Source organism: Crossiella sp. CA-258035, assembly GCF_030064675.1.
Lineage (GTDB): Bacteria > Actinomycetota > Actinomycetes > Mycobacteriales > Pseudonocardiaceae > Crossiella.
The window spans coordinates 5,652,960-5,675,357 of the sequence record NZ_CP116413.1; the positions used below are offsets into that span (position 1 = coordinate 5,652,960).

Below are 22,398 nucleotides of genomic sequence, written 5' to 3' on the forward strand. Positions count from 1 at the left end.
TTCAGGACCACTGCGCCTTGTCGACCAGGTTTACCAGTTCGGCCCCGGCCGCGAAGCGCTTCGCGTTTTCCAGCAACACCGCGAACCGCCGGCTGTCCGCGTGCGGTCCCACGCCGGCCACGTGCGGAGTGAGCAGCACATCCGCCCGCCGCCACAGCGGATGGTCCGCGGGCAGCGGCTCCTGCTCGAACACGTCCAACGCCGCCGCAGCCAGGTGCCCGGCATCCAGCGCCGCCACCAGGTCGTCCAGCCGCACGGTGGCCCCGCGCCCGATGTTGACCAGGTACGCCGAGGGCCGGAACAGTGCGAACCGCCGGGCGTCGAGCATGCCCTCGGTGTCCGGCGTGTGCGGCACGGTCAGCACCACCAGGTCCGCCTCCGGCAGCGAGGAGTCCAGCTCCGCCACCGGTCGCAGCTCGGAGAACCCGGCAGGCAGGTCCACCCGCCGCCGGTCCACCCCGGTCACCCTGGTCCCGAACGCGGCGAGCAGCCGCCCGATCTCGCTGCCCAGCGCCCCGACCCCGACCACCAGCGCACTGGCCTCCGCCAGCGGCAGCACCGCAGTCGGCGCCCAGTCCGGCGCCCAGCGCGCCGCGGTCTGGTCGCGCAGGTAGCGGGGCAGTCCGCGAGCCAGCGCGAGCACCAGCGCCAGCGCGTGCGCCGCGACGTGGTCGGTGTAGGTGTCCCGCATGTTGGTCACCTGCACCGGGTGCGCGATCAGCTCCGGGTGGTAGAACCCCGCGGGCGGCCCGGCCTGCGGCGCCTGCAACCAGCTCAGCCGCCGCGCGTGCCGCAGCAGCTCCGGCGGCAGCGCGCCGTAGACCGCGTCCGCGGTCCGCAACGCCGCCACGGTGTCCGCCGCCGTCTCCGGCCGCAGCACCCGGATCCCGGGCACCGCCTCGGCCAGCCGCGCGGGCCAGTCCAGGGTCTCCTCAGCCTGCGGCGGCACCAGCACCAGGGTGAAACTCATACCGGCCATCGTCGCTGATCCTGGGCTCCGCGCCCAGCACCATGAGTCGCGGTCCGGCCGGTTCGCCACCGGCGTTCAGTCGTGCAGCAGGCCGAGGTCCGGGGGCACCAGGGTGGTGTTCTCCATCAGTTCGCGGATCAGGTTGTGGTTGAGGGTGTTGCCGATGGGTTCGCCGACCTCCTCTCTGGTCAGGCCCGGCACGCCGCCGCGGCTCAGCCGGTTGCGGACATTGAGGACGAGGTGTTCGACCTTCTTCTGGGTCCAGTCCTCCTCGGGGCGGATCTCCTTGAGGTGCTCGGCGGCCTGCCGCCAGGACAGCGGGTTGGGGTACAGCTCGTGCAGGAGGTAGCGCTGACCGAGCACCACCAGCGCCAGTTTCTCGGCCGGGGTGAGCGCCCAGGTGTGCGGCGGGCTGGTCGAGGCCCCGTGCTGGATGTCTGGATCCTCGCCGTCCTGGGCGCGGACGTGGACCTCCAGGAGGTGTTCGCGGCCGCTAGTGCCGCGGACGAACAGCGGGGTGTACCCGGCCGCCAGCGGGATCGGCTCGTCCTGGTTGCACAGCAGCCGGGCTCCCGGCAGTCGCAGCGGCAACCGCCCCAGGTTGCTGATCCACCACCGCTCGCCCCGGCGGGTGAGCGCACCCTGGTGGCGGCTGATCCGCCGGTCGTGCTCGCCGACGCAGACGTGCACGTCCGGGCGGTTGCGGCCGAACACGATCTGCCGCCCCTCCCGGGGCCCGACCGTGATCCCCCCGGTCACCGACAGCACGTGCAGGGTGCCGGGCACCTCGTTCGCGCGCACGCCCCAGGCCAGGCTGTGATGCCCGGCCGGAAGGGCCTGCCCGCCCGGCACCGCGAGCTGCTCGATCATGTCCGCCTCCTGCCAGGTGGTGTGATCGGAGCGTGGCACGCGATGCCGGGAGGGTTCCCGGGACGCGACCTAGCTGGCCACCGCGGTCAGCAGGTCGATCCTTGCCGCGCGGCGGGCGGGCCAGATGGCGGCCAGCACGCCCGCGGTGACCAGGCCGGCCAGGGTCAGCGCCACCACGGGTAAGGGGACGGTGGCGTCGAGCAGGGACTGGCCGAGCATCGCGTGCTGCATCACCGCGCCGGAGCCGACGCCCAGCAGCACCCCGAGGACGGCGCCGAACAGGCAGATCACCACGCTCTCCCAGCGGATCGCGGCCCGGAGCAAGCTCTGGGTGGCGCCCACCGCGCGCAGCACGCCGAGCTCGCGGACCCTGGCCATGACCGCCAGCGCGAGGGTGTTGACCACACCGAACAGGGAGATCAGCACGGCGAGGGCGAACATGGCGTACATGATCACGAATGCCAGGCGCTGGGTCTCCTGTCCCTCGGCGACCAGGCCGGCCTGGTCGGTGATGGTGACATCGGGCCGGTCGGCGAACTTGGCCTGCACCGCGGCGCGGGTGGCCGCCGGGTCCGGGCCGGTGGCGTAGATGGTGGTGATCTTGTCTTGCAGGGCGGGCGGGACCTGCGCCTGGTCGAAGTAGATGCTGGCCTGAAGCTCGGTGGCCTCGTAGACCCCGGCGACGGTGCTGGCCACCGTGACGCCGTCGAAGGTCATGGTGAACCGCTCGCCCATGCGCAGGCCGAGCATGTCGGCCTGGTTGCGGGAGATCAGCGCGCCCCGGCGGAGGTCGGCCACGCCGTCGGTGACCGTGGGGGTGAGCACCGTGCCGAAGGCGGCCGGGTCGATCGCGGAGACCACCCGCCGGGTGCCGCCGCCCTCGTAGGCCAGCTCGGCCAGCGCCTCCCGCGCGGCCACCACCGTTGTCGCCGATGGCACTTTGTCCACTGTGGACAGATCGTTCCGGGTCAGATGGGATTGTCCTTTCAGGGCAGGGCGGATCACCGTGGTGCTGGTGGGCACGGTGGCCCGCGTGGTGGAGGCGATCAGGGTGCCGAAGGTGGCGCTGAGCGTGGCGAAGGCGCACACCAGGGCGACCCCGATGGTGATCGCGGTGGCCGTGGCCGAGGTGCGCCGCGGATCGCCCGCGGCGTTGCGGATGGCCAGGCGCAGCGCCGGGCTGCCGAAGCGGCTCAGCGGGCGCAGCACCAACGCGGCCAGCGCCGGGGCGAGCAGCAGCACCCCCAGTGCGGCGACCACGGTGGCGCTAAGGCCGATGATGCGGGGCAGGGTGTCCGCGCTGGGATCGGCGGTGGCCAGGACGGCCACCAGCGCGGTGGCCAGCACCGCCAGCCCGGCCAGGGTGCGGGCCCGCCGGGTGGCCCTCGGCGGGGTCGGGTCGGTGCGCAGCGCGGCCATCGGGGACACCTTGGCGGCCCGTCGCGCCGGGCCGTAGGCGGCCAGCACGGTGGTGCCGACGGCGACCACGTAGCCGAGCAGGATGGCCAGCGGGCTCACCGTGAACTCGATGTGCTCGCCGGGCCGGAGCACCCCGATGATCAGCGGCCCGACCGCGACGCCGGTCCCGGCGCCCAGGGTGCCACCGACCAGGCCGAGCAGGGTGGCCTCCAGCACCACCGTGCGCCGGACCTGGCTCCGCCGCGCGCCGACCGCGCGCAGCAGGGCCAGCTGGCGGGTGCGCTGGATGAGCAGCATGCCGAAGGTGTTGGCGATGACGAACATGCCGACCATCAGCGCCACGAAGGCGAACGGCAGCAGGGTGATCCGCAGGTCCATCAGGCCCTCGGCCCGGTCGGCGTCGACGGCCTCGGCCAGCTCCGCGCCGGTCTGCACCACCCGGCCGGGCCCGCCGGCCGCGGCCGGCGTGACGCCGGTCAGCTCGATGCGCCGAAAACCCTTGTCCAGCAGGCGTTCCGCCTCCGCCGGGGCGAGCGCGACCGCGGGCTGGTCGTCCTCGCCGAGGGTGCGGTAGTCGTACCGGCCGACCACCGTGACCGGCTCCCAGCGGCCACCGGCGAGCAGCACCCTGGTGCGGGCGCCGACGTCGACTCCGGCCAGGGCCGCCTCCACCCGGTTGACCGCGATCTCCCCCGCCGCGGCCGGTGGCCGCCCGGAGAGCAGGGTGAAGCGGCCGGTGCCGTCCCAGCCGGTGCCGGTGTGCCCCAGGGGTGTGCGGGTGCGGACGAGCTTGCCGTCGGGGCCGGGCAGTCCGGCCTGGCCGGTGCGCACGCCGGTGACGGTGGCGCCGGGCAGCGCGGCCAGCCGGGCCAGTTCCGCCTCCGGCAGCCGGGTGTCCGGCCGGTCGGCCCGCACGCTCAGGCCGACGCCGGTCCGCCCGCCCTGTCCGCTGATGGTGGTCGCGATCGAGTCGCTGACCACCCAGGCGCCCACCACCGCGGTGACGCCGAGGGTGATCGCGACCAGGGTCATCGCCACACGGCCCTTGTGCGCCAGCAGGTCGCGCAGCATGGTCCGCCACATCAGGCGGTCACCCCTTCCAGTGATTTCATTCGGTCCAGCACACGCTCCGCGGTCGGCTCGTGCAGTTCGCCGACCAGCCGTCCGTCGGCCAGGAACAGCACCCGATCGGCGTAGGCGGCCGCGGCCGGGTCGTGGGTCACCATCACCACGGTGCGGCCGAGCTCGTCCACCCCGCGGCGCAGGAAGCCGAGCAGTTCGGCCGAGCTGGCCGAGTCCAGCGCGCCGGTGGGCTCGTCGGCGAAGACCACGTCCGGGTTGGTCACCAGGGCGCGGGCGCAGGCCACCCGCTGCTGCTGGCCGCCGGAGAGCTGGTGCGGGCGGTGGTTCAGCCGGTCGGCCAGGCCCATCGCGCCGACCACGGTCGAGACCACCCCGGGCTTGGGCCTGGTGCCGGCCAGCGCGAACGGCAGGGTGATGTTCTCCAGCGCGGTCAGCGTGGGTAACAGGTTGTAGGCCTGGAAGACGAAGCCGATCCGGTCGCGGCGGAGCACGGTCAGCTCGTCGTCGGAGAGCTCGGTCAGCTCGGTCTCGCCGACCCACACCCGGCCGTCACTCGGCCGGTCGAGCCCGGCCACGCAGTGCATGAGGGTGGACTTGCCGGAGCCGGAGGGCCCCATGATCGCGGTGAACCGGCCGCGGTGCAGGTCCACGTCGACGCCGGCGAGCGCCCGCACGCCTGCCCCGTAGGTCTTGGTCAGCCCTCTGGCTCGCACCGCGGAGGTGGGTTGTGTCATGCCCAGAACGGTCCCGGAAACGGCGGCCGCTGCCATCGGAGCACGGCCTGGTCTTTGGCGTCGTACCGTGGTCTGGCCGGGAGCCGCCGAGGCGGTGCCCGTCATACCGTGGTCGGACAGACCTCGGGCTGATCCCAAGCCACCAGCCCTGTGGCAGTGTGAGGGAATGGCCAGTGTGGACAGTGGTGCTCAGCGCGCCTACCTCGTGGGGCTGGACCTCGTCGTGGGCGCGACGATCACCGTGGTCACCGCCGCACTGACGATGAGCTCCGGCGTGGTCGTGCCGTACACCGGCCCGGAGTGGCTGGCTTGGCTGATCGCGCTCGGGGTGGGCGTGCCGGTCATCGTGCGCCGCCGCTGGCCGTTGGGCTCGCTGCTGGTGCTTCTGCCCTTCACGGCCGCGGCCGCGCTGCTGCAGATCGGGCAGCTGGCCGTGGTGTCCGTCGCGCTGGTGCTGTACCTGGTCGCGCTGGTCGAGCCCCGCCGCCTCTCGATGTCGCTGATGGGCCTGTGCATGGTCGTCACGGTCATACCGGCGCTGTTCAGCTCGGTCCTGTGGATCATGCTCACGGTGTTGCTGACCATCGGTCCGTGGACGATGGGCCGGTTCGCCCAGTTCCGCCAGCGGGACGAGGCAGTGCTGGCCGAGCAGCGCGAACAGCGGGTGGTGCTGGCCGAACGATTACGGATCGCCCGCGACCTGCACGACATCGTCGCGCACAGCATGAGCCTGATCGCGGTCAAGGCGGGCGTGGCCAACCACGTCGCCGACACCCAGCCGGAGGAGACCAAGGCCGCCCTGGCGGTGATCGAGGCGACCAGCCGGGACGCGCTGGCAGACCTGCGGCGCATGCTGGGCGTGTTGCGCTCCGCGGACGGCTCGGACGTGGAACTGCGTCCCGTGCAAGGACTTGCCGAGTTACCCGGGCTGGCGCAGCTGGCCGAGTCGGCCGGGGTGACGGTACAGCTGGACGTGGCCGAACTGGAGTTGCCGGAGGGGGTGCAGCAGGCGGTGTACCGGATCGTGCAAGAGGCGCTGACCAATGTGGTGCTGCACTCCGGGGCCGGGAACTGCCAGGTGCGGCTGCGCGAGGACGGCGCCGAGGTCGTGGTGGAGGTGACCGATCCGGGGGGTCGGCGGTCGGTTACCGGGGGCGGGGGCGGGCACGGGTTGGTCGGGATGCGGGAGCGGGTCGCGGCTTACGGCGGCACGCTGAGCACGGGGCGGCTGGCCGGTGGCGGGTTCGGGGTGTGCGCGCGGCTGCCGATCGGTGGGGCGGGGTGAGTGCGGTGGCTGGCTGGGCTGGGCTGCGAGGTCGGGTGGCGCTCGGCGGAGGTGAGGGCGGGCGCGGTGTTGGGGCGGGTCCAGTGATGGGGGTCGGTCCGGTGATGGGGCTGGGCTTGACGTTCAGGGGACGCGGCGTTGGAGGTGGGCGCGACGTTGTGATCGAGCGCGACGTTGGGCGCGGGCGCGGCGTTGAGAACGGGCGCGACGTCGGGAGCGGGCGCGACGTTGACAGAGGGCGCGACGTCGCGAGCGAGCCCGACGTTGAGAACGGGCGCGACGTTGGCAGCGGCTTCGGTGATGGGGCGGGGCTTGGTGTTCGGGGCGCGCGCGACGGTGGAGGCACGCTCGATGCTAGGGGCAGGCTCGCTGACGGGGCTGGGCATGGCGGCGGGGCGAGACTCGACGATCGAGGCGCGCCCGCCGACGGACGTGCGCCCTCCGACGGAGGCGGGCTGGCCGACGGGGCCAGCCTCCGCGACGAGTCAGGACTCGGCGATGGGGCGGCCTTGGTGACGGTGGCGGGACTCGGCGATGAGGATGCGCACAGCGATGGCGGCGCGCGCGAGGTTGGGGCGGGCTCACGACGGGGGCGGACGCGCGATGGGAGCGGGTTCGGCGATGGGACTCGGCTCGGCCACGAGGATGGGCATGGCGCTGGGGGCGGGTGTGGTGTTGGGAGGGCGCGCGAGGATCGCGGCTGGAGTGGTGATGGGGGCTGGCGTCAGGGGGGCCGGTGGATGTGGGTTGCTGGTGGCGCTGAGGGTCGGTGGCCGGGTCGCGAAACGGGGGCGCGGGTCGGCGCGGTACTGGGTGCGAGCGTCTGGGGTGTGGTCTGCTCTGCGCGCCGGTGGGGCTGGGGGTGAGCGGTGGCGGTTCGGGTGTTGATCGCGGATGACCAAACGTTGGTGCGCGGTAGTTTCGCTTTACTGGTTGGGTCTGCGCCTGGGTTGACCGTGGTGGGTGAGGCTGCTGATGGGGTGGCGGCGGTCGAGTTGGCTCGCCGGGAGAAGCCTGATGTGGTGCTGATGGACGTTCGGATGCCGGAGATGGACGGCATTGAGGCGACCAGGGTGTTGTGTTCGGGGGTGGAGGGGCCGAGGGTGTTGATACTGACCACCTTTGACCTGGACTCCTACGTCTATGCCGCGTTGCGGGCTGGGGCCAGCGGGTTTCTGCTCAAGGACACGCCGCCTGCCGAGTTGTTGCAGGCGATCATGGTGGTGGCTGAGGGGCAGGCGTTGTTGTCGCCGAGTGTGACGCGGCGGTTGATCGCGGAGTTCGCGCGGCGGCCTGAGCCCGCGCAGTCACCGGCTCGGGAGCTGGATGGGCTGACCGAGCGGGAACGTGAGGTGCTGGTGCTGGTCGCGCGGGGACTGTCCAATGTGGAGTTGAGCCAGAGCTTGCGGTTGAGTGTGGCCACGGTGAAGACGCACATCGGGCGGTTGCTGAGCAAGCTGCATGCCAGGGACCGGGCGCAGTTGGTGATCGTGGCGTATGAGACCGGGCTGGTCAGTCCGCGGTGAGCGGGAGGGGGATGGAGTTGGCCATGGCGGCGTGGCCGGCCTGGTTGGCGTGGATGCCGTCGCCGCTGTCGTAGTCGGCGCGGATGGTGTTGGGGTTGGCTGGGTCGCGGAGGACCTGGTCGAAGTCCAGGACGCTGTCGCAGGCTCCTGCGCAGTTGCCGCCGGTGCGGACGAAGGCGTTGATCTCGGCGCGGTCCTGGTTCTGCTGGGCCGTATAGCTGGGGCGCGGGGTGATCGGCACGGCGTGGATCTTGATGCCGGCGGCGCGCAGGCGGGTGAAGACCGCGCGGTAGCTGTCCAGGATGGCTGGGGCTCGGCAGCCGAAGGCCAGGTCGTTGGTGCCGTAGTAGTAGATCACCGCGGTGACTCCGTGCAGGGACAACACATCGCGGTCCAGCCGGGCCAGGCCGTGCAGGGGCGCGACCGGGGGTGGGGTGAGCGGGCAGGTGGCGGCGCTGGTGGTGCCGCCGATGCCGGCGTTGGCCACGGCGAAGCGTTGTGGGGTGGGGAGTTCGTTGGCGCGGCGGCCCAGGTCGTCGGTCCAGCGGCGGTCGACGGCGGTGCAGCCGGGGCCGCAGGTGGTGCTGCCGTGGCCGTCGACGACCGAGCTGCCGTAGGCGACCACGGTGCCGCTGGCCTGAGTTGTGCGCACGTCCACGGCGCTGACCAGGAAGGTCGAACCGGTCTTGAGGGGGTACGGGGCCGGGTCGTGCACGCGGTCGCCGGAACCGGCTGGGGTGAGGTAGTTCTCGCGCAGGGCGGCCTGGTGGGCGCTGGGGCGGGACTGGCCGCGCAGGTACAGGCTGATCGCGATGTCGTCCTGGGCGCGGGTGGGCAGCGGGACGGGGTCGCTCCAGACTTCGCCGCCGATGGGCACGGTGACGGTGGGGCGGCCGTGGAAGCGGATGGGGCGGGAGGTGCCCGGGACGACCGCGCCCTGGCCCGCGCTACGACCGGCCGCGGCGGCGTCGATGGTGAGCGGGGCGGTGCCGTACTCGTTCTGCAGGCGGATGCGCAGGGACGGGCCGCCCTGGCTGAGGTGGGTGATCATGCGGATGGACTGGTTGTCCAGCGTCTGCGGGGTCAGGGTCTGCTGGGACTGGGCCCAGGAGGTGAGCCAGCGGCCGCTGGAAGGTTCCGCGAGGGCGGTGGCCGGGGCGGCGAGCAGGCAGGCCGTGGTGATCAGGCAGGCGGCGGTGGCCAGGGCGCGGGTGCGGTGGCCGCGCATCAGGCGCGTTCCAGGAAGAAGTAGAAGTGCGCGCCAGTGGGCTGGGTGTGCTTGCCGTTCATGATGCCCAGCAGGGTGCGCTCGTCCACCCGCTTGAAGTGGTCGAAGATGGGCTGGCCGTCGTAGACCATGGTGGCGGTGACCTCGCCGCGGAACTCGATGTTCCACAGGCTGGCCTCGCCCTGGCCCGCTTCGACGTTGGAGTACAGCTCGCCGTGCTCGTCCCGGCAGAGCAGGGGCTTGGCGTCGGTCAGGGAGCAGAACTCCTTGCCGTACCAGCGGGCGGCGGCGAGCTGACCGTTGAGCGGGTGGCCGGTGCTGAACTCATCGCCCTGCCAGCGGCCCAGGATCTCCTCGGCGGGCACCGGCGGGAGCTGGGCCCAGAGCTCGTCCAGCTCCGCGGGGGTGACCTGGTGCTTGCGCTCGCGAAGCTCCTGGAACCTGGCCCGTGCCTGCTCGACGTCCGTCATGACGACCTTTCCACTGGTGGGTCCCTGGCCCTGCCATTCGACCACTTCGGCGTCCCGGTGTGAATATCATGCGGAATGCGCGCGGAGTCCGGGGCCCGGTCACGGGAGCTGGCCAGTGGCACGCCGTGGCCGGCGGTGGGCACGGACCAGGACTGCGCCGCGCTGCGGGCGACCTCGCTGATGGTGCAGGGGCGGAACTGGGCCGACTCGGTCCGTTTCGCCGAGGTCGCGTTGAGCCAGCCGCCGTGCCGGGACGACCCGGTCTGCGTGTGGCGGGCGCTGGTCACCCTGACCGCGGCCGGCGAGCTGACCGCGGCGGACGCGCGCTGCGCGCGGCTGGTCGAGGACGTCGATCCCCAGCTGGCCGGGACCGAGCACCGGCTGGCCATGATGCTGCGGGTGCGTGCCCGGATCGCGGTGCAGCGCGGGGACCTGGCCGGCGCGCGAGCGACGCTGGAGGAGCTGCTCACGGTGCCGGCGCCGCGGCCGGTGCGGCTGGTGTCGGCGGGGTGGCTGGCCGAGGTGCTGGTGGGTATGGACGCGGTGGACCAGGCAGCGGCGTTGCTGGCCCGGCACGACTTCGACGCGGCGGTGCAGTGGCGGGCGCCCTGCCGGCCGATGCTGCTGGCCGCGCGGGGCGAGGTGCGGGTGGCGGCCGGGCAGGCGCAGGCCGGGTTGCGGGACCACCTGGCCAGCGGGCGGGGCTTCCTGGCGCAGCGGGTGACGAACCCGGCGATCGCGCCCTGGCGCGGGCGGGCGGCGCTGGCCGCGATGACCGTCCGGCGCGAGGACCTGGCCGTTGACCTCGCCGAGCAGGAGCTGGCCGCGGCGCAGCGGTGGGGTGAACCGAGGGTGCTGGGCGCGGCGCTGGCCACGGTGGCGGTGGTGCGCGGCGGGGACGAGGTCGAGCAGCTGAGCGAGGCGGCCGACCTGCTGGAGGTGGCGCGGGCCCGGCGGGAGCTGAGCCTGGTGCGCTACCAGCTGGGGGTTCGGCTGGCCGCGCGCAACGAGTTGTCAGCGGCGCGGAGCAGTCTGAGCGCGGCGCGGGCGCTGGCCGAGCGGGTCGGCGATCCGCGGGGTCAGCGGGCCGCCGAAGCGGCCCTGCGCGGGCTCGGCGGGCCGACCGAAGCCCTGACCGGCAAGGAAGAGCAGGTGGCCAGGCTGGCGCGGGCCGGGCTCGGCAACCGGGAGATCGCGGACCGGCTGGCGGTGTCGGTGCGCACGGTGGAGCTGCGCCTGTCCAGCGCCTATCGCAAGCTCGGCATCGCCGGGCGGGACGGGCTGCGCACGGCGTTGCGGTAGTTGCGGTCGGACCGAAGGGTCATTGTGACCCAGGTCACATGGATGACATGTGGCCCAGTGCCGCTCTGGGTAACTGTGGCCATGATCCCCATCCTCGTCCGGGTGGCCGTTTCCCGCTGTGGTGAAGAACTTCCTGGACTGGCACGTGCTGCCGTGGCGTTGCGCGAGGCCCGGACCGTTCGCCCGTACGTCAGCTGACGGGAGCCAGTAATGATCATCTACGACATCGGCGCCAAGTCCGTGCAGGTCGAGCTGGCGCACACCGGCGGCGACTGGCAGCGCGCCGCGGTGGCCGCCTGGGTCAGCCGGTGGCGGCGGCAGCAGTGGCCGGCGGACCTGCTGGGGGTGGCCTGTCTGCCCAGTGTGGACGGTGCCTCGGTGCTGACCTGGAGCCAGTGGGCCACCGACGCCGAGCCCTGGTCGCTGTGGGGCCTGGACGGGCCGCCCGGCTACTCCTCCGGGCCGCGCACCTACCACCGACTGGGCCGGATCGGCGCGCGGTCGGCCAGCCCTGGTTACTTCGGCCTCACCGGCCTCGGCAACCTGGGCCAGGCCAGGGACTGGCTGGACGCGCTGCCCGCGCGGCCGAAGGCGGTGGCCGGTGAGCTCTACTTCCGGGAGGACGGCCGGGCCTTCCTCGGCCTGTCCGGCTGGCGCGAGCCGGTGGCCGACGGCTTCCGGGTGCACACCGCGCTCAGCGCGCCGGTTTCCGTCGGCCACCGGTCTTGAGCAGGCCCGGCACCTCGTGTGAGGATCATCGGACCATGCTGGAGGAATGGGTCGAGTCCGCGCGAGCGCTCCGGCTGCGCCTGGTGGAGGGCGGCCGGTGGGCCGAGGCCGACCGGGTGGTGGCCGAGGCCCTCGGCCAGGCCGTCGGCGTGCCCTCGACCACCGGGCCCGCGCTGGCCGGACTGTCCTATGTGGCCGGTGGGCCCCGGCCGGGCGCGGCGCGCTGCCCGGACCGGCCGGATCCGGTGCCGCCGGAACGCGATCTGGCCATGCGGGCCATCCTGCTGACCAACCGCGGCGTGGACCGGGCGGGTAGCGTCGAGCTGGCCGAGCGGGTGCTGGACTCGGCGGCGTGGACCGAGGCGGGCTGCTTCTGGTACTCGGTGCTGGCGCTGGCCTATGCCGGTGAGCTGACCGCCGCGCAGGCGCACTGCGCGCGGGCCGCGGCCACCGAGGGCTGGGCGCGGTCGGCGCGGCAGCGGGACGCGCTGACCCTGTTGCGGGCCCGGCTGGCCACCTGGGCCGGGCAACCGCGGCAAGCGGTCGAGGAGCTGGAGTCGCTGCTGGCGCGCGGGGTCTACCCGCAGTTCGCCGGGCTGGGCGTGGCCTGGCTGGCCGCCGCGCTGGTCGACCTCGGCGAGCTGGACCGGGCCAGGGATTTGTTCCGCGAGCACGACCTGGACGGCGCGCTGGACACCGCGCCCGACCGCGCCGAGCTGCTCGCCGCCAGGGGCGCGCTGCACCGGGCGGAGGGCCAATTCCTGTTGGGCTATCAGGACTTCCTGGCCTGCGGCCGGGAGCTGGACGGCTGGGCGGTGGCCAACCCGGCGGTGCTGCCCTGGCGGTCCCAGGCCGCGCTGTGCGCGCACGCGCTGCAACGCGGCCCGCTGGCTGCCTCGCTGGCCAGGGCCGAACTGGTGGCGGCCCGCCGCTGGGGCGCGCCGCGGCCGATCGGGCGGGCGCTGCACGCGGCGGGCTGGGACTCCGCCGCGCAGCTCACCGAGGCCGCGGCACTGGTGCACGGCGCGGAGCTCGTGCAGGTGCGGCATGACCTGGGGCTGCTGCTGGCCGCGCGTGGGCAGCAACTGGCCGCCGAGGAGGCCTTCGCCGCCGCGCGGGAGGCCGCGGCGCTGGTCGGCAACACCCGCTGGGCCGCGCGCGCCGCGCCGCCGCCGTTGACCAGCCAGGAGGGCCGGATCGCCGCCCTGGTGCGGGCCGGGCTGAGCAACAAGGAGATCGCGGCCCGGCTCGGCGTGGTGGTGCGCACCGTGGAGCTGCACCTGTCCCAGGTCTACCGCAAGCTCGGGGTGTCCGGGCGGTCCGGGCTGATCCGCGGCTAGCGCGCCGCCTGCGCCGCGGCCTCTTCCAGGTCGAGGCGTTCCAGCTCGCCGCGCACGATGTCATCCGGCAGCTCCCCCGCCTTGCGCGCCCGGACCAGCGCGGTCCGCTGCGCGGCCAGCATCCGTTGCCGCACGGTGAGCAGCAGGCCGCGTTCGGCCGGGGACATCCGGGTCTCGTCGGACTCCTTGCTGGCCGCCAGCGCGGCGGTGAACCGCTCCCGCAACCGCCCGAACGCCTCGGGGTCCGCGCCCTCCGGCGGGGTGCTCAGGGCCTGTTTGGCCGCCGCCCTGGTGACCTCCCTGGCCTTGGCCGCGCCCAGTTCCGCGCGCCGCTGTTCCTCGGGGGCCTCCAGGCGCAGCCAGCGGATCAGCGGTGGCAGCGTGGGGCCCTGGATCAGCAGGGTGCCGACCGCGACCACGAACGCCAGCGCCTGGATCAGGTCCCGGCCGGGCATGGTGGCGGGCACCCCGGCCGCGGCGGCCATGGTGACCACGCCGCGCATGCCGGTCCAGGAGATCACCGCCATGTACTGCCACGGCAGCTGTTCCCGGACCCGGCGGCGTCTCCCGCGCGGCAGGCTCCCGGCCATCCGGCCGCGGAGCAGGCCGCGGCCGTAGGTGAGGAAGATCCAGACCGGGCGCACCAGCAGCACCGTGCCGAGCACCGCCGCCGCGCCGAGGACGAAGGCGGGCCAGGAGATCCCGGTCGCGGCGAGCCCGGCGAAGACGAACTTGCACTGCAAACCCATGTAGGCGAAGACGAATGCCTCCAGCAGCACGTCCAGGCTGTGCCAGACCTGCCTGCCCTGCAACCGGGTGGCGAAGGAGGCGCGGGCGTCGTTGTGCCCCAAGGTGATCCCGGCCGCGACCACCGCGAGCACCCCGGAGGCGTGCACCTGTTCGGCCAGCAGGTAGGCGGCGAAGGGCACGATCAGCCCGAGCGCGGTCTCCAGCCCGCTGTCCCGCAGCCGGGACCGGATCCCGTGCACCACCAGGGCCAGCGCCAGTCCAATGAGGACACCGGCCAGCACGCCGTAGCCGAAGAGCAGGAACGGGTTGCCGAACAGGGTGTCCCTGCCGGTGGCCGCGGCCACCGCGAGGGTGAACAGGGTCAGCGCGGCCGCGTCGTTGACCAGGCTCTCCCCGGTCAGGATGGCCATCAACCGCTTGGGTAGCCCCAGTTTCCGGCCCACCGCCAGCGCGGCCACCGCATCCGGCGGGGCCACCACCGCGCCCAGCAGCAGCGCGGGCACCAGCGCCAGTCCGGGCACCGCCCAGGCCGCGACCAGGCCGGTGACCGCGGCGGAGACCAGCACCATGCCCACCCCGAGGGACAGGATCGAGCGCAGGTTGCGGGCCAGGCTGACGAAGGAGAAGTCCAGCGCCGCGGAGTACAGCAGCGGCGGCAGCACCACGGTCAGGATCAGCTCCGGCGCCAGCTCGAACCGCGGCAGGCCGGGGATGAAGGAGACCGCGGCCGCGATCACCACCACGACCAGCGCGGGTTGCAGGCCCTTGCGACTGGCCAGCGCGGTGACCCCGATCGCGCCGACGACCACCAGCAGCAGCTGCACCGCCCACCTCCACCGCCTCGGTGAGCCGCACGGTAACCGAGCAGGCCGGACCCCGCTGGCCACGCTGGGCCGGTGATCACCCGATCGGAACTGCTGGACCGGCTCGCCGAGCTGGTCGCCGGGCGGCGCCGGGTCGCGCTCACCGGACCGGACGCCGCGGGCAGGACCACCCTCGCCGCCGAGCTGGCCGCCCGGATCCCGTTGCGCCGGTTGAGCATCGACGACTTCCACCAGCCGGAGCAGGTGCGGCACCGGCGCTGACCCGCGATGTGGCGCTGTTCGGCTCGCGCGAACAGGTCCTCGAGCGCTACACCCACCGCTACCTGCCGGGCCAGCAGCTCTACCGCGAGGCCGCCCGGCCGGTGGAGACCGCCGATGTGCTGCTGGGCTACGAGGACCCGGCCGCCCCGGTGCTCCGCCGCTGGCCGGTGCCATAGACCGGGGCAATAGATAGGTACCCCTACGGATCCCCGCCCTGATTGTCCGGCTCACACCGCTGGCTGATCGTGACTTCCGCAACTCCCCCTGCGAAGGAGTCACGATGCGACAAGGAAATCGGGCGGCGGTCCTGACCGCACTCGGCGCGTTGTTAGCGCTGGGCGCGGCCGCCGCGCCTGCCACGGCCGCACCGGCCGAGGGCACGATCCGGGCCACGCCGGATGCGGTGGCGGGCAGCTACATCGTGGTGCTCAAGGACGGTCCGGCCGCGGCTGACGCGCTGACCGGCCAGTACGGCGGGCGGGTCACCGCCAGCTACGGCGCGGCCCTGCACGGCTTCGCCGCGAGCATGAGCGAGAGCCAGGCCAGGCGGCTGGCCGCGGACCCCCGGGTGGACTACGTGACCCAGGACGGGTTCGCGCGGGCCACCGACACCCAGAACGACCCGGAATGGGGCCTGGACCGCACCGACCAGCGGGACCTGCCGCTGGACCAGAAGTACAGCTACGCCAACGACGGCAGCGCGGTCACCGCGTACGTCCTGGACACCGGCATCCGCAACTCGCACCAGGAGTTCGGCGGCCGGGCCAGGAGCGGCTACGACTTCATCGACAACGACGCCGACGCCGCGGACTGCCACGGGCACGGCACGCACGTGGCCGGCACGGTCGGCGGCAGCCGGTACGGTCTGGCCAAGAAGGTCAACCTGGTCGGTGTGCGGGTGCTGAACTGCCAGGCCACCGGACAGTGGTCGCAGATCATCGCCGGCATCGACTGGGTGGCCAAGAACGCGAAGAAGCCCGCGGTGGCCAACATGAGCCTGGGCGGCAACGGGTCCAACCAGGCCCTGGAAGACGCCGTGCGCAAGGCCATCAACTCCGGCGTGACCTTCGTGCTGGCCGCGGGCAACTCCGGTCAGGACGCCTGCGGGTTCACCCCGGCGCGGGTGGCCGAGGCGGTGACCGTGGGCGCGACCATGTCCAGTGACAAGCGGGCGGACTGGCCGCAGTTCAACGCCTCCTCCAACTGGGGCTCCTGCCTGGACATCTGGGCCCCGGGCACGGACACCGTCTCGGCGGGGCACACCAGCGACACCGGCACCAAGTCGATGAGCGGCACCTCGATGGCCGCCCCGCACGTGGCGGGCGTGGCCGCGCTGTACCTCAACGAGAACCCCTCGGCGACCAACCAGCAGGTGCGCGACGCGCTGGTGAACAACTCCACCCCGAACAAGCTCGGCGACATCAAGCAGGGCTCGCCGAACCGGTTGCTGTACAGCGGTTTCATCGGCGGCACCCCGGTCACCAACGACTTCTCGGTGGCGGTGGACCCGGCCTCGGTGACCGTGGCCGAGCCGGGCGGTTCGGCCGAGGCGACGGTGGCGACCAAGGTGGTCAAGGGCCAGGCCGAGCCGGTGGAGCTGACCGCCAGCGGCCTGCCCTCGGGTGCGACCGCGACCTTCTCCCCCGCTTCGGTGACCGCGGGCGAGAGCGCCAAGCTGACCGTCGCGACCACCACCGGCACGCCGCAGGGCAGCTACCAGGTCACGGTCTCCGGCAAGTCGAAGTCGGCCACCCGCACCGCGACCGTGTCGCTGACCGTGGGCAAGCCGGGCGGCTCCCCGCTCGCCGTTTCGCTGTCCCCCGCCTCGGGCAGCGCGCGGCCGGGTGGCTTCCTGCAGACCAGGATCAGCGTGACCGGCGGCAGCGCGACGCTGTCCGCCAGTGGCGCGCCCTCGGGCACCAGCGTGCACTTCTCCCCGGCGCAGGTCTCCGACGGCGGCACCTCGACCGCGTTCATCTGGGTCGGCTTCAACACCGCGCCCGGTAGCTACAAGATCAGCATCACCGCGACCGGCGGTGACAAGACCGGCAGCGGCGAGTTCACCTTGAACGTCACCCGCTGACCGGATCCGGCGAGGGCTCCGCGCCGCGAGACGGAGCCCTCGCCGGACTTGTCAGTGCCCTCGGGTGATCCACTCCTGCAAGTGGGGCGCCTCGGCCCTGATCGTGGTGCTGCCGCCGTGCCCGGTGTGCACGGTGGTGTCCAGCGGCAGGGTCAGCAACCGGTCCCTGATCGAGCCGATGATGGTGTCGAAGCTGCTGAACGAACGCCCGGTCGCGCCGGGACCACCCTGGAACAGCGTGTCGCCGGTGAACACCACGTCCAGCTCGGGCACGTGGAAGCAGCAGGCGCCCGGCGCGTGGCCGGGGGTGTGCAGCACGTGCACCGCGGTGCCGGCCACCTCGATCACCTGACCGTCCCGCAGCAGGTCGTCCGGCTTGCGGTCCGGATGGGTCAGCTGCCACACCGGCAGGTCGTCGGGGTGCAGCAGGATCGGCGCGCCGGTGGCCTCGGCGAGCTCGGGGGCGAAGCGGATGTGGTCGTCGTGGGCGTGCGTGGCCAGGATCGCGGCCACCCGCCGGTCGCCGACCAGTCGCCGGATCGCCTCGACGTCGTGCGGGGCGTCGAAGACCACGCACTCCGCCTCATCGCCGAGCACCCAGACGTTGTTGTCCACCTCGAAGGTCTGGCCGTCCAGGCTGAACGTGCCGGAGGTGACCGCGTGGTCGATCCGGACGCCCATCAGAAGACCACCACCGAGCGCAGCACGCCGCCGGTGTGCATCTTCTCGAACGCGCCCTCCACCCCGTCCAGCGGGATCTCCTCGGAGACGAAGGCGTCCAGGTCCAGGCGGCCCTGCCGGTACAGCTCGACCAGCATCGGGAAGTCCCGGCTGGGCAGGCAGTCGCCGTACCACGAGGACTTGAGCGCGCCGCCGCGGGAGAAGAAGTCGATCAGCGGCATCTCGATGGTCATCTCCGGGGTGGGCACGCCGACCAGCACCACGGTGCCCGCCAGGTCGCGGGCGTAGAAGGCCTGCTTCCAGGTCTCCGGGCGGCCGACCGCGTCGATCACCACGTCCGCGCCGTTGCCGCCGGTGAGGTCCTGGATCGCCTTGACCGGGTCGGTCTCCCGCGCGTTGACCACGTGGGTGGCGCCGAAGCCCTTGGCCACCTCCAGCTTCCCGGGGTCCACGTCCACCGCGATGATGGTGTGCGCCCCGGACAGCGCCGACCCGGCGATCGCGCCGTCGCCGACCCCGCCGCAGCCGATCACCGCCACCGAGTCGCCGCGCCCGACGCCGCCGGTGTTGATCGCCGCGCCGATGCCGGCCATCACCCCGCAGCCGAGCAGCCCGACCGCGGCCGCCCGCGCCTCCGGGTCGACCTTGGTGCACTGCCCGGCGGCGACCAGGGTCTTGTCCGCGAACGCGCCGATGCCCAGCGCCGGGGTCAGCGGGGTGCCGTCGGTCAGCGTCATCGGCTGGGCCGCGTTGTGCGTGCTGAAGCAGTACCAGGGCCTGCCCCGGCGACAGGCGCGGCACTGACCACAGACCGCGCGCCAGTTCAGCACCACGAAGTCACCGGGCTCGACCTCGGTGACGCCCTCGCCGACCGCCTCCACCACGCCCGCGGCCTCGTGGCCGAGCAGGAACGGGAACTCGTCGTTGATCCCGCCCTGGCGGTAGTGCAGGTCGGTGTGGCAGACCCCGCAGGCCTGCACCTTGACCACCGCCTCGCCAGGCCCCGGGTCCGGTACCACGATCGTCACCAGCTCGACGGGCGCGTTCTTGCTCCTGGCGATGACGCCACGGACCTCCTGAGCCACGGTGCTCTCCCTTCGTCCCCGGTCACGGTTGCAGACATGCGCATGATTCGCCACGCCTGGACTGGTGTCGTCAACCGAGTGGATCAATGCCCGACCGGGCGAAAAGCGCAACGTGCAGGCAAACGATTTCGCCAAGATTCTTTCTTAATTTGCGGCGGGGTCAATAAGGTGTCCGCGGGGACAGCGCGCAGCAAGGGGTCAGACAAGTTGGCGACGATCAGTGATGTAGCCGCTCGGGCAGGGGTGTCCACCGCGACGGTCTCGCGGGCGTTGAACGGCAAGTCCACCGTGGACCCGGAGCTGGCGAGCCGGGTCAGGGCGGCGGCGAAGGAGCTCGGGTACCGGCCGAACGGGCTGGCCCGCAACCTGCGCCGGCAGGAGACCGCGGTGCTCGCCTTGATCATCTCAGACGTGGAGAACCCGTTCTTCACCGCCATCGCCCGCGGGGTCGAGGACACCGCGCAGGCCGGTGGCTACCAGGTGGTCCTGTGCAACTCCGATGAGAACGCGGACAAGGAACGGCGCTACGTCGAGGTGGCGCTGAGCGAGCGGGCCGCGGGCGTGATCGTCTCGCCCTCGGGCCTGCCCGGCGGCCTGGACCCGCTCTTCGACAGCGGCACGCCGGTGGTCGCGGTGGACCGCAGGGTGCCGGACCGGCCCTGCGACATGGTGCTGGTGCACAGCAGGCAGGGCGCCAGGCAGGCCACCGAGCACCTCGTGGAGCAGGGGTACCGGCGGGTGGCCTGCCTGACCGGCCCGGCCGGGGTGCCCACCGCCGACGACCGCGCCGCGGGCTACCGGGACGCGCTGGCCGGGACCGGCCGCCCCGAGCTGTTGTGGCGGGCCGAGTACCGGGCCGCGGGCGCGCAGGTCGCCGCGAAAGAGCTGCTCGGCGGGCCGGACCGGCCGGACGCGCTGCTGGTGGGCAACAGCGCGATGGCGGTCGGGGTGCTGGCCGCGATGCGCGAGCTGGGGCTGCGGGCCGGATCGGACCTGGGGCTGGTGTCCTTCGACGACGCGCCGTGGACCACGCTGCTGGAACCGCAGCTGAGCGTGGTCACCCAGCCCGCCTACCAGATCGGCGTGCAGGCCACCCAGCTGCTGCTGGCCCGGATCGCCAACCCGGCGCGACTACCGAGCACGGTGACCCTGGACGCCGAGGTCATCGTGCGCGGCAGCTCACTGCGGTCACCATGACGCGGGGCAGTACCGCTCGGACACGTTGGTCTGCACGCAGCCCGAGCGGAAGTCCGCCCGCATCCGCAGCAGACCGTTGCCGAACTCGGTCTCCTGCACCAGCGGATCGCCGTTCACCCACCTGAACCCGGTCATCGCCTCCGCGCCGGCGAGCCTGTGCAGCGGCGAGAACGCCCGGTGCAGCTCGGCGATCCGTTCGCCGCGCCGGTCCAGCTCGCCCTTGTCCAGCACCAGGTTCGGCGGGGTGTTGTACAGCATCGCGAGCAGGATGCGGTCCTTGGCCAGCGCGGGCAGCTTGGACAGCGGCAGCTCCCAGCGGTCGGTGGCGACCAGCGAGTCGTGCAGCACGGTCTGGTACAGCGGGACCCGCACCGCCGGGTCGAACATGAACCGGGTCAGCTCGGCGGAGAGCTCCACCGGCTTGAAGAAGAACGCGGGTGCTTTCTCCGGATACCAAGCGCCCCAACCCTTCTGCTCGGCCCAGAGCGCGTCGGTGACCGGGGTGAGCGAGCCGTGGTTGAAGGCCAGCACCCGGTTCGCCCAGCCCGCCGCGGTCTCCGAGCCGAGCACCAGGCCGCGTTCGCCGGAGAGGTAGGTCATCCGGGCCAGGCGGTTGCGGCGGTCCTGTTCCTGGGTCATCGGATGGGCCGGTGAGTGGTCGTCGAAGAGCTGGCCCGCGGCGTCCACGTCCAGGAAGTAGGTCTCGGTCCCGTTGGCGGTCCACTTGCGAACCCGGTCCCGGTAGACCTCGCTGCTCAGCGCGGCCGTGCTGAGGTAGCAGCCGCGGCCGCCGAAGCCTGTCTGCGGGCTGCCGTCGGCCTTGCGCACGCAGCCCTCCGGCCACAGCTTGCCCGGCCAGACCGAGCCCGGGTTGTCCGCGGTGGCCGGGTCCTGGGCGTTGTCCCAGGAGTCGTAGGGTCCGGTTAGGAAGCCCGCCTCCCTGGCCGCGGTGATCGCCTCCTCGCTCATCGGTTCGCCGTCGTAGCCCAACCAGAGCCGGTCCAGGCCAAGCTCCTTGAGCCTGCGCACGCCCTCGACCTTCCTGGCTTGACCCCAGCCATAGGCGTGCAGCGCGCCGAGCAGCTTGCCGACCGCCGGGTTGGCTCTGATCTTCTCCTTCAGGTTTCCCAGCCCGCCCTTGGCGGCCAGGAACCGGCGGTAGTCCGCGGCGGCGGCGACCGGTGAGCCGTCGATGAGTCCGATGTCGACGGTGAACTCCGGCGTCCGCTCGTCGAACCGGTGTTCCGCGGTCGCCTGCAACCTGTTGTCCACAGTGGACACATCCAGTTCGGTGCCGATGTCGTTGGACACCAGGTAGCTCACCCCACGCCCGGCCAGCTGCTGACCCCAGAACGGCAGCGTCATCCCGTCGGTCATCGCCACCTTGCCCAGCCGGTCGGCCCACCAGGTGTCCCGCACCGGCACGGACAGGCCCTCGCCACGGGGCAGCACCAGTCGGTCAGTAGCGGGATCGGCTCCGGTGACCGGCCAGCGCAGGCTCCCCGATCCACCGTGCACGGTCACCCGCAACCGGCCGTCCCGCACCCCGGCCCGGACCCGGTAGCCGCGCTCGGGGTACTGCCAGCTCACGCCGTCCCCGTTGCGCCGCAAGCCCTCCACCCGGCCCAACCCGTCAACGCCCCGCGACACCAGCGCCGCGCCGGTGATCTCCATTGTGGACGGATCGACCAGCACGGCCCCGCCTGCCAGCGAGAACCGCAGCAGGTTCACCGGTTCCGCGTTGGCCGGGAGAGCCGCCAGCAACAGGGCGAGGGCGAGTCCGCCGGACACCATTCGTTCACGTGATCTTCGCATTCGGTCACCATGTCGGGTGCAGATGAGAGTCGGGTGAGAATCCCTTGGCTACCATCGAAGGCGATGCGGGTACTGGTGGCTGAGGACGACGACGCGGTGCGCACGGCGGTCGAGCTGGCGCTGAGCGCCGAGGGCCACGAGGTGCGCTCGGTGACCGACGGCGGACTCGCGCTGGCCGAGATCGCGGACTGGCGGCCGGACGGGGTGGTGCTGGACCTGCTGATGCCCTTCACTGACGGCCTCACCGTGTGCCGCCGGTTGCGGGCGGGCGGTGACCGGACCCCGGTCCTGGTGCTGACCGCGCGGGACGCGGTCGGCGACCGGATCGCCGGACTGGACGCCGGGGCCGATGACTACCTGGTCAAGCCGTTCGACCTGGCCGAGCTGCTGGCCAGGGTGCGCGCGCTGCTGCGGCGGGCCTACCCCGAGGACCCGGCGGTCCTGCAGCACGGGGACCTCACCGTGGACACCGGGGCCAGGCTGGTGCGGCGCGGGGACCGGCGGATCGAGTTGAGCCGCACCGAGTTCGCGCTGCTGGAGGTGCTGGCGCGGAACGCGGGCCGGGCGCTGCCCCGGGAGTCGATCATCGACCGGGTGTGGGGTCCCGGACTGTCCACCGCGAACTCGTTGGCGGTGTACATCCGGTACCTGCGCGGCAAGCTGGAGACCCCCGGCGAGCCCCCGTTGCTGCATACCGTGCGGGGTATTGGTTATCGACTGGGTGACCCGTGAGGCGCCGATGGCCG

The 22,398-nt window shown here is 72.8% G+C and carries 20 protein-coding genes; 10 read left to right on the forward strand and 10 right to left on the reverse strand.

Annotated elements, in window-relative coordinates; all coding sequences use genetic code 11:
* Window position 1: 1 nt before the first annotated feature.
* The 4 genes from N8J89_RS25870 to N8J89_RS25885 form a co-directional block, all read right to left on the reverse strand.
* Window positions 2-970, reverse strand: coding sequence for a D-2-hydroxyacid dehydrogenase (locus N8J89_RS25870; RefSeq protein WP_283659607.1), 969 nt, complete (start codon window positions 968-970; stop codon window positions 2-4).
* Window positions 971-1,045: 75 nt separating this feature from the next.
* Entirely contained in the window at window positions 1,046-1,840 is a 795-nt protein-coding gene (locus N8J89_RS25875; protein ID WP_283659608.1) for an FHA domain-containing protein, read from the reverse strand.
* Window positions 1,841-1,909: 69 nt separating this feature from the next.
* Window positions 1,910-4,342 (reverse strand): ABC transporter permease, encoded by a 2,433-nt coding sequence (locus N8J89_RS25880; RefSeq protein WP_283659609.1) that lies wholly within the window; start codon window positions 4,340-4,342, stop codon window positions 1,910-1,912.
* Complete coding sequence (locus N8J89_RS25885; protein ID WP_252479834.1) at window positions 4,342-5,076, reverse strand: ABC transporter ATP-binding protein; 735 nt, start codon at window positions 5,074-5,076, stop codon at window positions 4,342-4,344. Before N8J89_RS25885 ends, N8J89_RS25880 begins: the two co-directional genes overlap by 1 nt.
* A 166-nt stretch (window positions 5,077-5,242) precedes the next feature.
* Between N8J89_RS25885 and N8J89_RS25890 the strand changes: the two genes are divergently transcribed.
* Together N8J89_RS25890 and N8J89_RS25895 are read left to right on the forward strand one after the other, a co-directional pair.
* Entirely contained in the window at window positions 5,243-6,361 is a 1,119-nt protein-coding gene (locus N8J89_RS25890; protein WP_283659610.1) for a sensor histidine kinase, read from the forward strand.
* Between the two features lie 869 nt (window positions 6,362-7,230).
* Window positions 7,231-7,887: a response regulator gene (locus N8J89_RS25895; RefSeq protein ID WP_283659611.1), complete on the forward strand. Its 657-nt coding sequence runs from the start codon at window positions 7,231-7,233 to the stop codon at window positions 7,885-7,887.
* On the opposite strand, the gene N8J89_RS25900 is transcribed toward N8J89_RS25895, so the two are convergent.
* Window positions 7,874-9,115, reverse strand: a complete 1,242-nt coding sequence (locus tag N8J89_RS25900; protein ID WP_283659612.1) for a GDSL-type esterase/lipase family protein — start codon at window positions 9,113-9,115, stop codon at window positions 7,874-7,876. The two genes, N8J89_RS25895 and N8J89_RS25900, sit on opposite strands and share 14 nt — an antisense overlap.
* Window positions 9,115-9,585, reverse strand: a complete 471-nt coding sequence (locus N8J89_RS25905; RefSeq protein WP_283659613.1) for a DUF4334 domain-containing protein — start codon at window positions 9,583-9,585, stop codon at window positions 9,115-9,117. Before N8J89_RS25905 ends, N8J89_RS25900 begins: the two co-directional genes overlap by 1 nt.
* A 75-nt stretch (window positions 9,586-9,660) precedes the next feature.
* Between N8J89_RS25905 and N8J89_RS25910 the strand changes: the two genes are divergently transcribed.
* The 3 genes from N8J89_RS25910 (at window position 9,661) to N8J89_RS25920 (ending at window position 12,956) form a co-directional block, all read left to right on the forward strand.
* Window positions 9,661-10,887 (forward strand): helix-turn-helix transcriptional regulator, encoded by a 1,227-nt coding sequence (locus N8J89_RS25910; RefSeq protein ID WP_283659614.1) that lies wholly within the window; start codon window positions 9,661-9,663, stop codon window positions 10,885-10,887.
* A gap of 210 nt (window positions 10,888-11,097) precedes the next feature.
* Complete coding sequence (locus N8J89_RS25915; protein WP_283659615.1) at window positions 11,098-11,616, forward strand: hypothetical protein; 519 nt, start codon at window positions 11,098-11,100, stop codon at window positions 11,614-11,616.
* Window positions 11,617-11,651: 35 nt separating this feature from the next.
* Complete coding sequence (locus N8J89_RS25920) at window positions 11,652-12,956, forward strand: helix-turn-helix domain-containing protein (RefSeq protein WP_283659616.1); 1,305 nt, start codon at window positions 11,652-11,654, stop codon at window positions 12,954-12,956.
* On the opposite strand, the gene N8J89_RS25925 is transcribed toward N8J89_RS25920, so the two are convergent.
* Window positions 12,953-14,530, reverse strand: coding sequence for a cation:proton antiporter (locus N8J89_RS25925; protein WP_283659617.1), 1,578 nt, complete (start codon window positions 14,528-14,530; stop codon window positions 12,953-12,955). The genes N8J89_RS25920 and N8J89_RS25925 overlap by 4 nt on opposite strands.
* A gap of 72 nt (window positions 14,531-14,602) precedes the next feature.
* On the opposite strand from N8J89_RS25925, the gene N8J89_RS25930 reads away from it, so the two are divergent.
* The 3 genes from N8J89_RS25930 (at window position 14,603) to N8J89_RS25940 (ending at window position 16,874) form a co-directional block, all read left to right on the forward strand.
* On the forward strand, window positions 14,603-14,791 hold the full coding sequence (locus N8J89_RS25930; RefSeq protein WP_283659618.1) for a nucleoside/nucleotide kinase family protein: 189 nt from the start codon (window positions 14,603-14,605) through the stop codon (window positions 14,789-14,791).
* 8 nt (window positions 14,792-14,799) lie between these two features.
* Window positions 14,800-14,967: a nucleoside/nucleotide kinase family protein gene (locus N8J89_RS25935; protein WP_283659619.1), complete on the forward strand. Its 168-nt coding sequence runs from the start codon at window positions 14,800-14,802 to the stop codon at window positions 14,965-14,967.
* Between the two features lie 104 nt (window positions 14,968-15,071).
* Entirely contained in the window at window positions 15,072-16,874 is a 1,803-nt protein-coding gene (locus tag N8J89_RS25940; protein ID WP_283659620.1) for a S8 family serine peptidase, read from the forward strand.
* A 51-nt stretch (window positions 16,875-16,925) separates the two neighbouring features.
* On the opposite strand, the gene N8J89_RS25945 is transcribed toward N8J89_RS25940, so the two are convergent.
* Together N8J89_RS25945 and N8J89_RS25950 are read right to left on the reverse strand one after the other, a co-directional pair.
* A complete protein-coding gene (locus N8J89_RS25945; RefSeq protein ID WP_283659621.1) occupies window positions 16,926-17,555 on the reverse strand; it encodes an MBL fold metallo-hydrolase in 630 nt (209 codons plus the stop codon).
* Window positions 17,555-18,640: an S-(hydroxymethyl)mycothiol dehydrogenase gene (locus N8J89_RS25950; protein WP_283659622.1), complete on the reverse strand. Its 1,086-nt coding sequence runs from the start codon at window positions 18,638-18,640 to the stop codon at window positions 17,555-17,557. Before N8J89_RS25950 ends, N8J89_RS25945 begins: the two co-directional genes overlap by 1 nt.
* A 207-nt stretch (window positions 18,641-18,847) precedes the next feature.
* Between N8J89_RS25950 and N8J89_RS25955 the strand changes: the two genes are divergently transcribed.
* Window positions 18,848-19,837: a LacI family DNA-binding transcriptional regulator gene (locus tag N8J89_RS25955; protein ID WP_283659623.1), complete on the forward strand. Its 990-nt coding sequence runs from the start codon at window positions 18,848-18,850 to the stop codon at window positions 19,835-19,837.
* Here N8J89_RS25955 and N8J89_RS25960 read toward each other — a convergent pair.
* Entirely contained in the window at window positions 19,829-21,652 is a 1,824-nt protein-coding gene (locus N8J89_RS25960; RefSeq protein ID WP_283659624.1) for a glycoside hydrolase, read from the reverse strand. The two genes, N8J89_RS25955 and N8J89_RS25960, sit on opposite strands and share 9 nt — an antisense overlap.
* 63 nt (window positions 21,653-21,715) lie before the next feature.
* On the opposite strand from N8J89_RS25960, the gene N8J89_RS25965 reads away from it, so the two are divergent.
* Complete coding sequence (locus N8J89_RS25965) at window positions 21,716-22,384, forward strand: response regulator transcription factor (RefSeq protein ID WP_283659625.1); 669 nt, start codon at window positions 21,716-21,718, stop codon at window positions 22,382-22,384.
* Window positions 22,385-22,398: the final 14 nt, after the last annotated feature.

What these genes read in the sequence shown, in the direction of transcription:
- N8J89_RS25900 (WP_283659612.1), bottom strand. Translation starts at nt 9,115, where the DNA reads ATGCGCGGCCACCGCACCCGCGCCCTGGCCACCGCCGCCTGCCTGATC.
- N8J89_RS25880 (WP_283659609.1), bottom strand. Translation starts at nt 4,342, where the DNA reads ATGTGGCGGACCATGCTGCGCGACCTGCTGGCGCACAAGGGCCGTGTG.
- N8J89_RS25945 (WP_283659621.1), bottom strand. Translation starts at nt 17,555, where the DNA reads ATGGGCGTCCGGATCGACCACGCGGTCACCTCCGGCACGTTCAGCCTG.
- N8J89_RS25870 (WP_283659607.1), bottom strand. Translation starts at nt 970, where the DNA reads ATGAGTTTCACCCTGGTGCTGGTGCCGCCGCAGGCTGAGGAGACCCTG.
- N8J89_RS25940 (WP_283659620.1), top strand. Translation starts at nt 15,072, where the DNA reads ATGCGACAAGGAAATCGGGCGGCGGTCCTGACCGCACTCGGCGCGTTG.
- N8J89_RS25915 (WP_283659615.1), top strand. Translation starts at nt 11,098, where the DNA reads ATGATCATCTACGACATCGGCGCCAAGTCCGTGCAGGTCGAGCTGGCG.
- N8J89_RS25910 (WP_283659614.1), top strand. Translation starts at nt 9,661, where the DNA reads ATGCGCGCGGAGTCCGGGGCCCGGTCACGGGAGCTGGCCAGTGGCACG.
- N8J89_RS25885 (WP_252479834.1), bottom strand. Translation starts at nt 5,076, where the DNA reads ATGACACAACCCACCTCCGCGGTGCGAGCCAGAGGGCTGACCAAGACC.
- N8J89_RS25960 (WP_283659624.1), bottom strand. Translation starts at nt 21,652, where the DNA reads ATGCGAAGATCACGTGAACGAATGGTGTCCGGCGGACTCGCCCTCGCC.
- N8J89_RS25890 (WP_283659610.1), top strand. Translation starts at nt 5,243, where the DNA reads ATGGCCAGTGTGGACAGTGGTGCTCAGCGCGCCTACCTCGTGGGGCTG.
- N8J89_RS25905 (WP_283659613.1), bottom strand. Translation starts at nt 9,585, where the DNA reads ATGACGGACGTCGAGCAGGCACGGGCCAGGTTCCAGGAGCTTCGCGAG.
- N8J89_RS25920 (WP_283659616.1), top strand. Translation starts at nt 11,652, where the DNA reads ATGCTGGAGGAATGGGTCGAGTCCGCGCGAGCGCTCCGGCTGCGCCTG.
- N8J89_RS25875 (WP_283659608.1), bottom strand. Translation starts at nt 1,840, where the DNA reads ATGATCGAGCAGCTCGCGGTGCCGGGCGGGCAGGCCCTTCCGGCCGGG.
- N8J89_RS25965 (WP_283659625.1), top strand. Translation starts at nt 21,716, where the DNA reads ATGCGGGTACTGGTGGCTGAGGACGACGACGCGGTGCGCACGGCGGTC.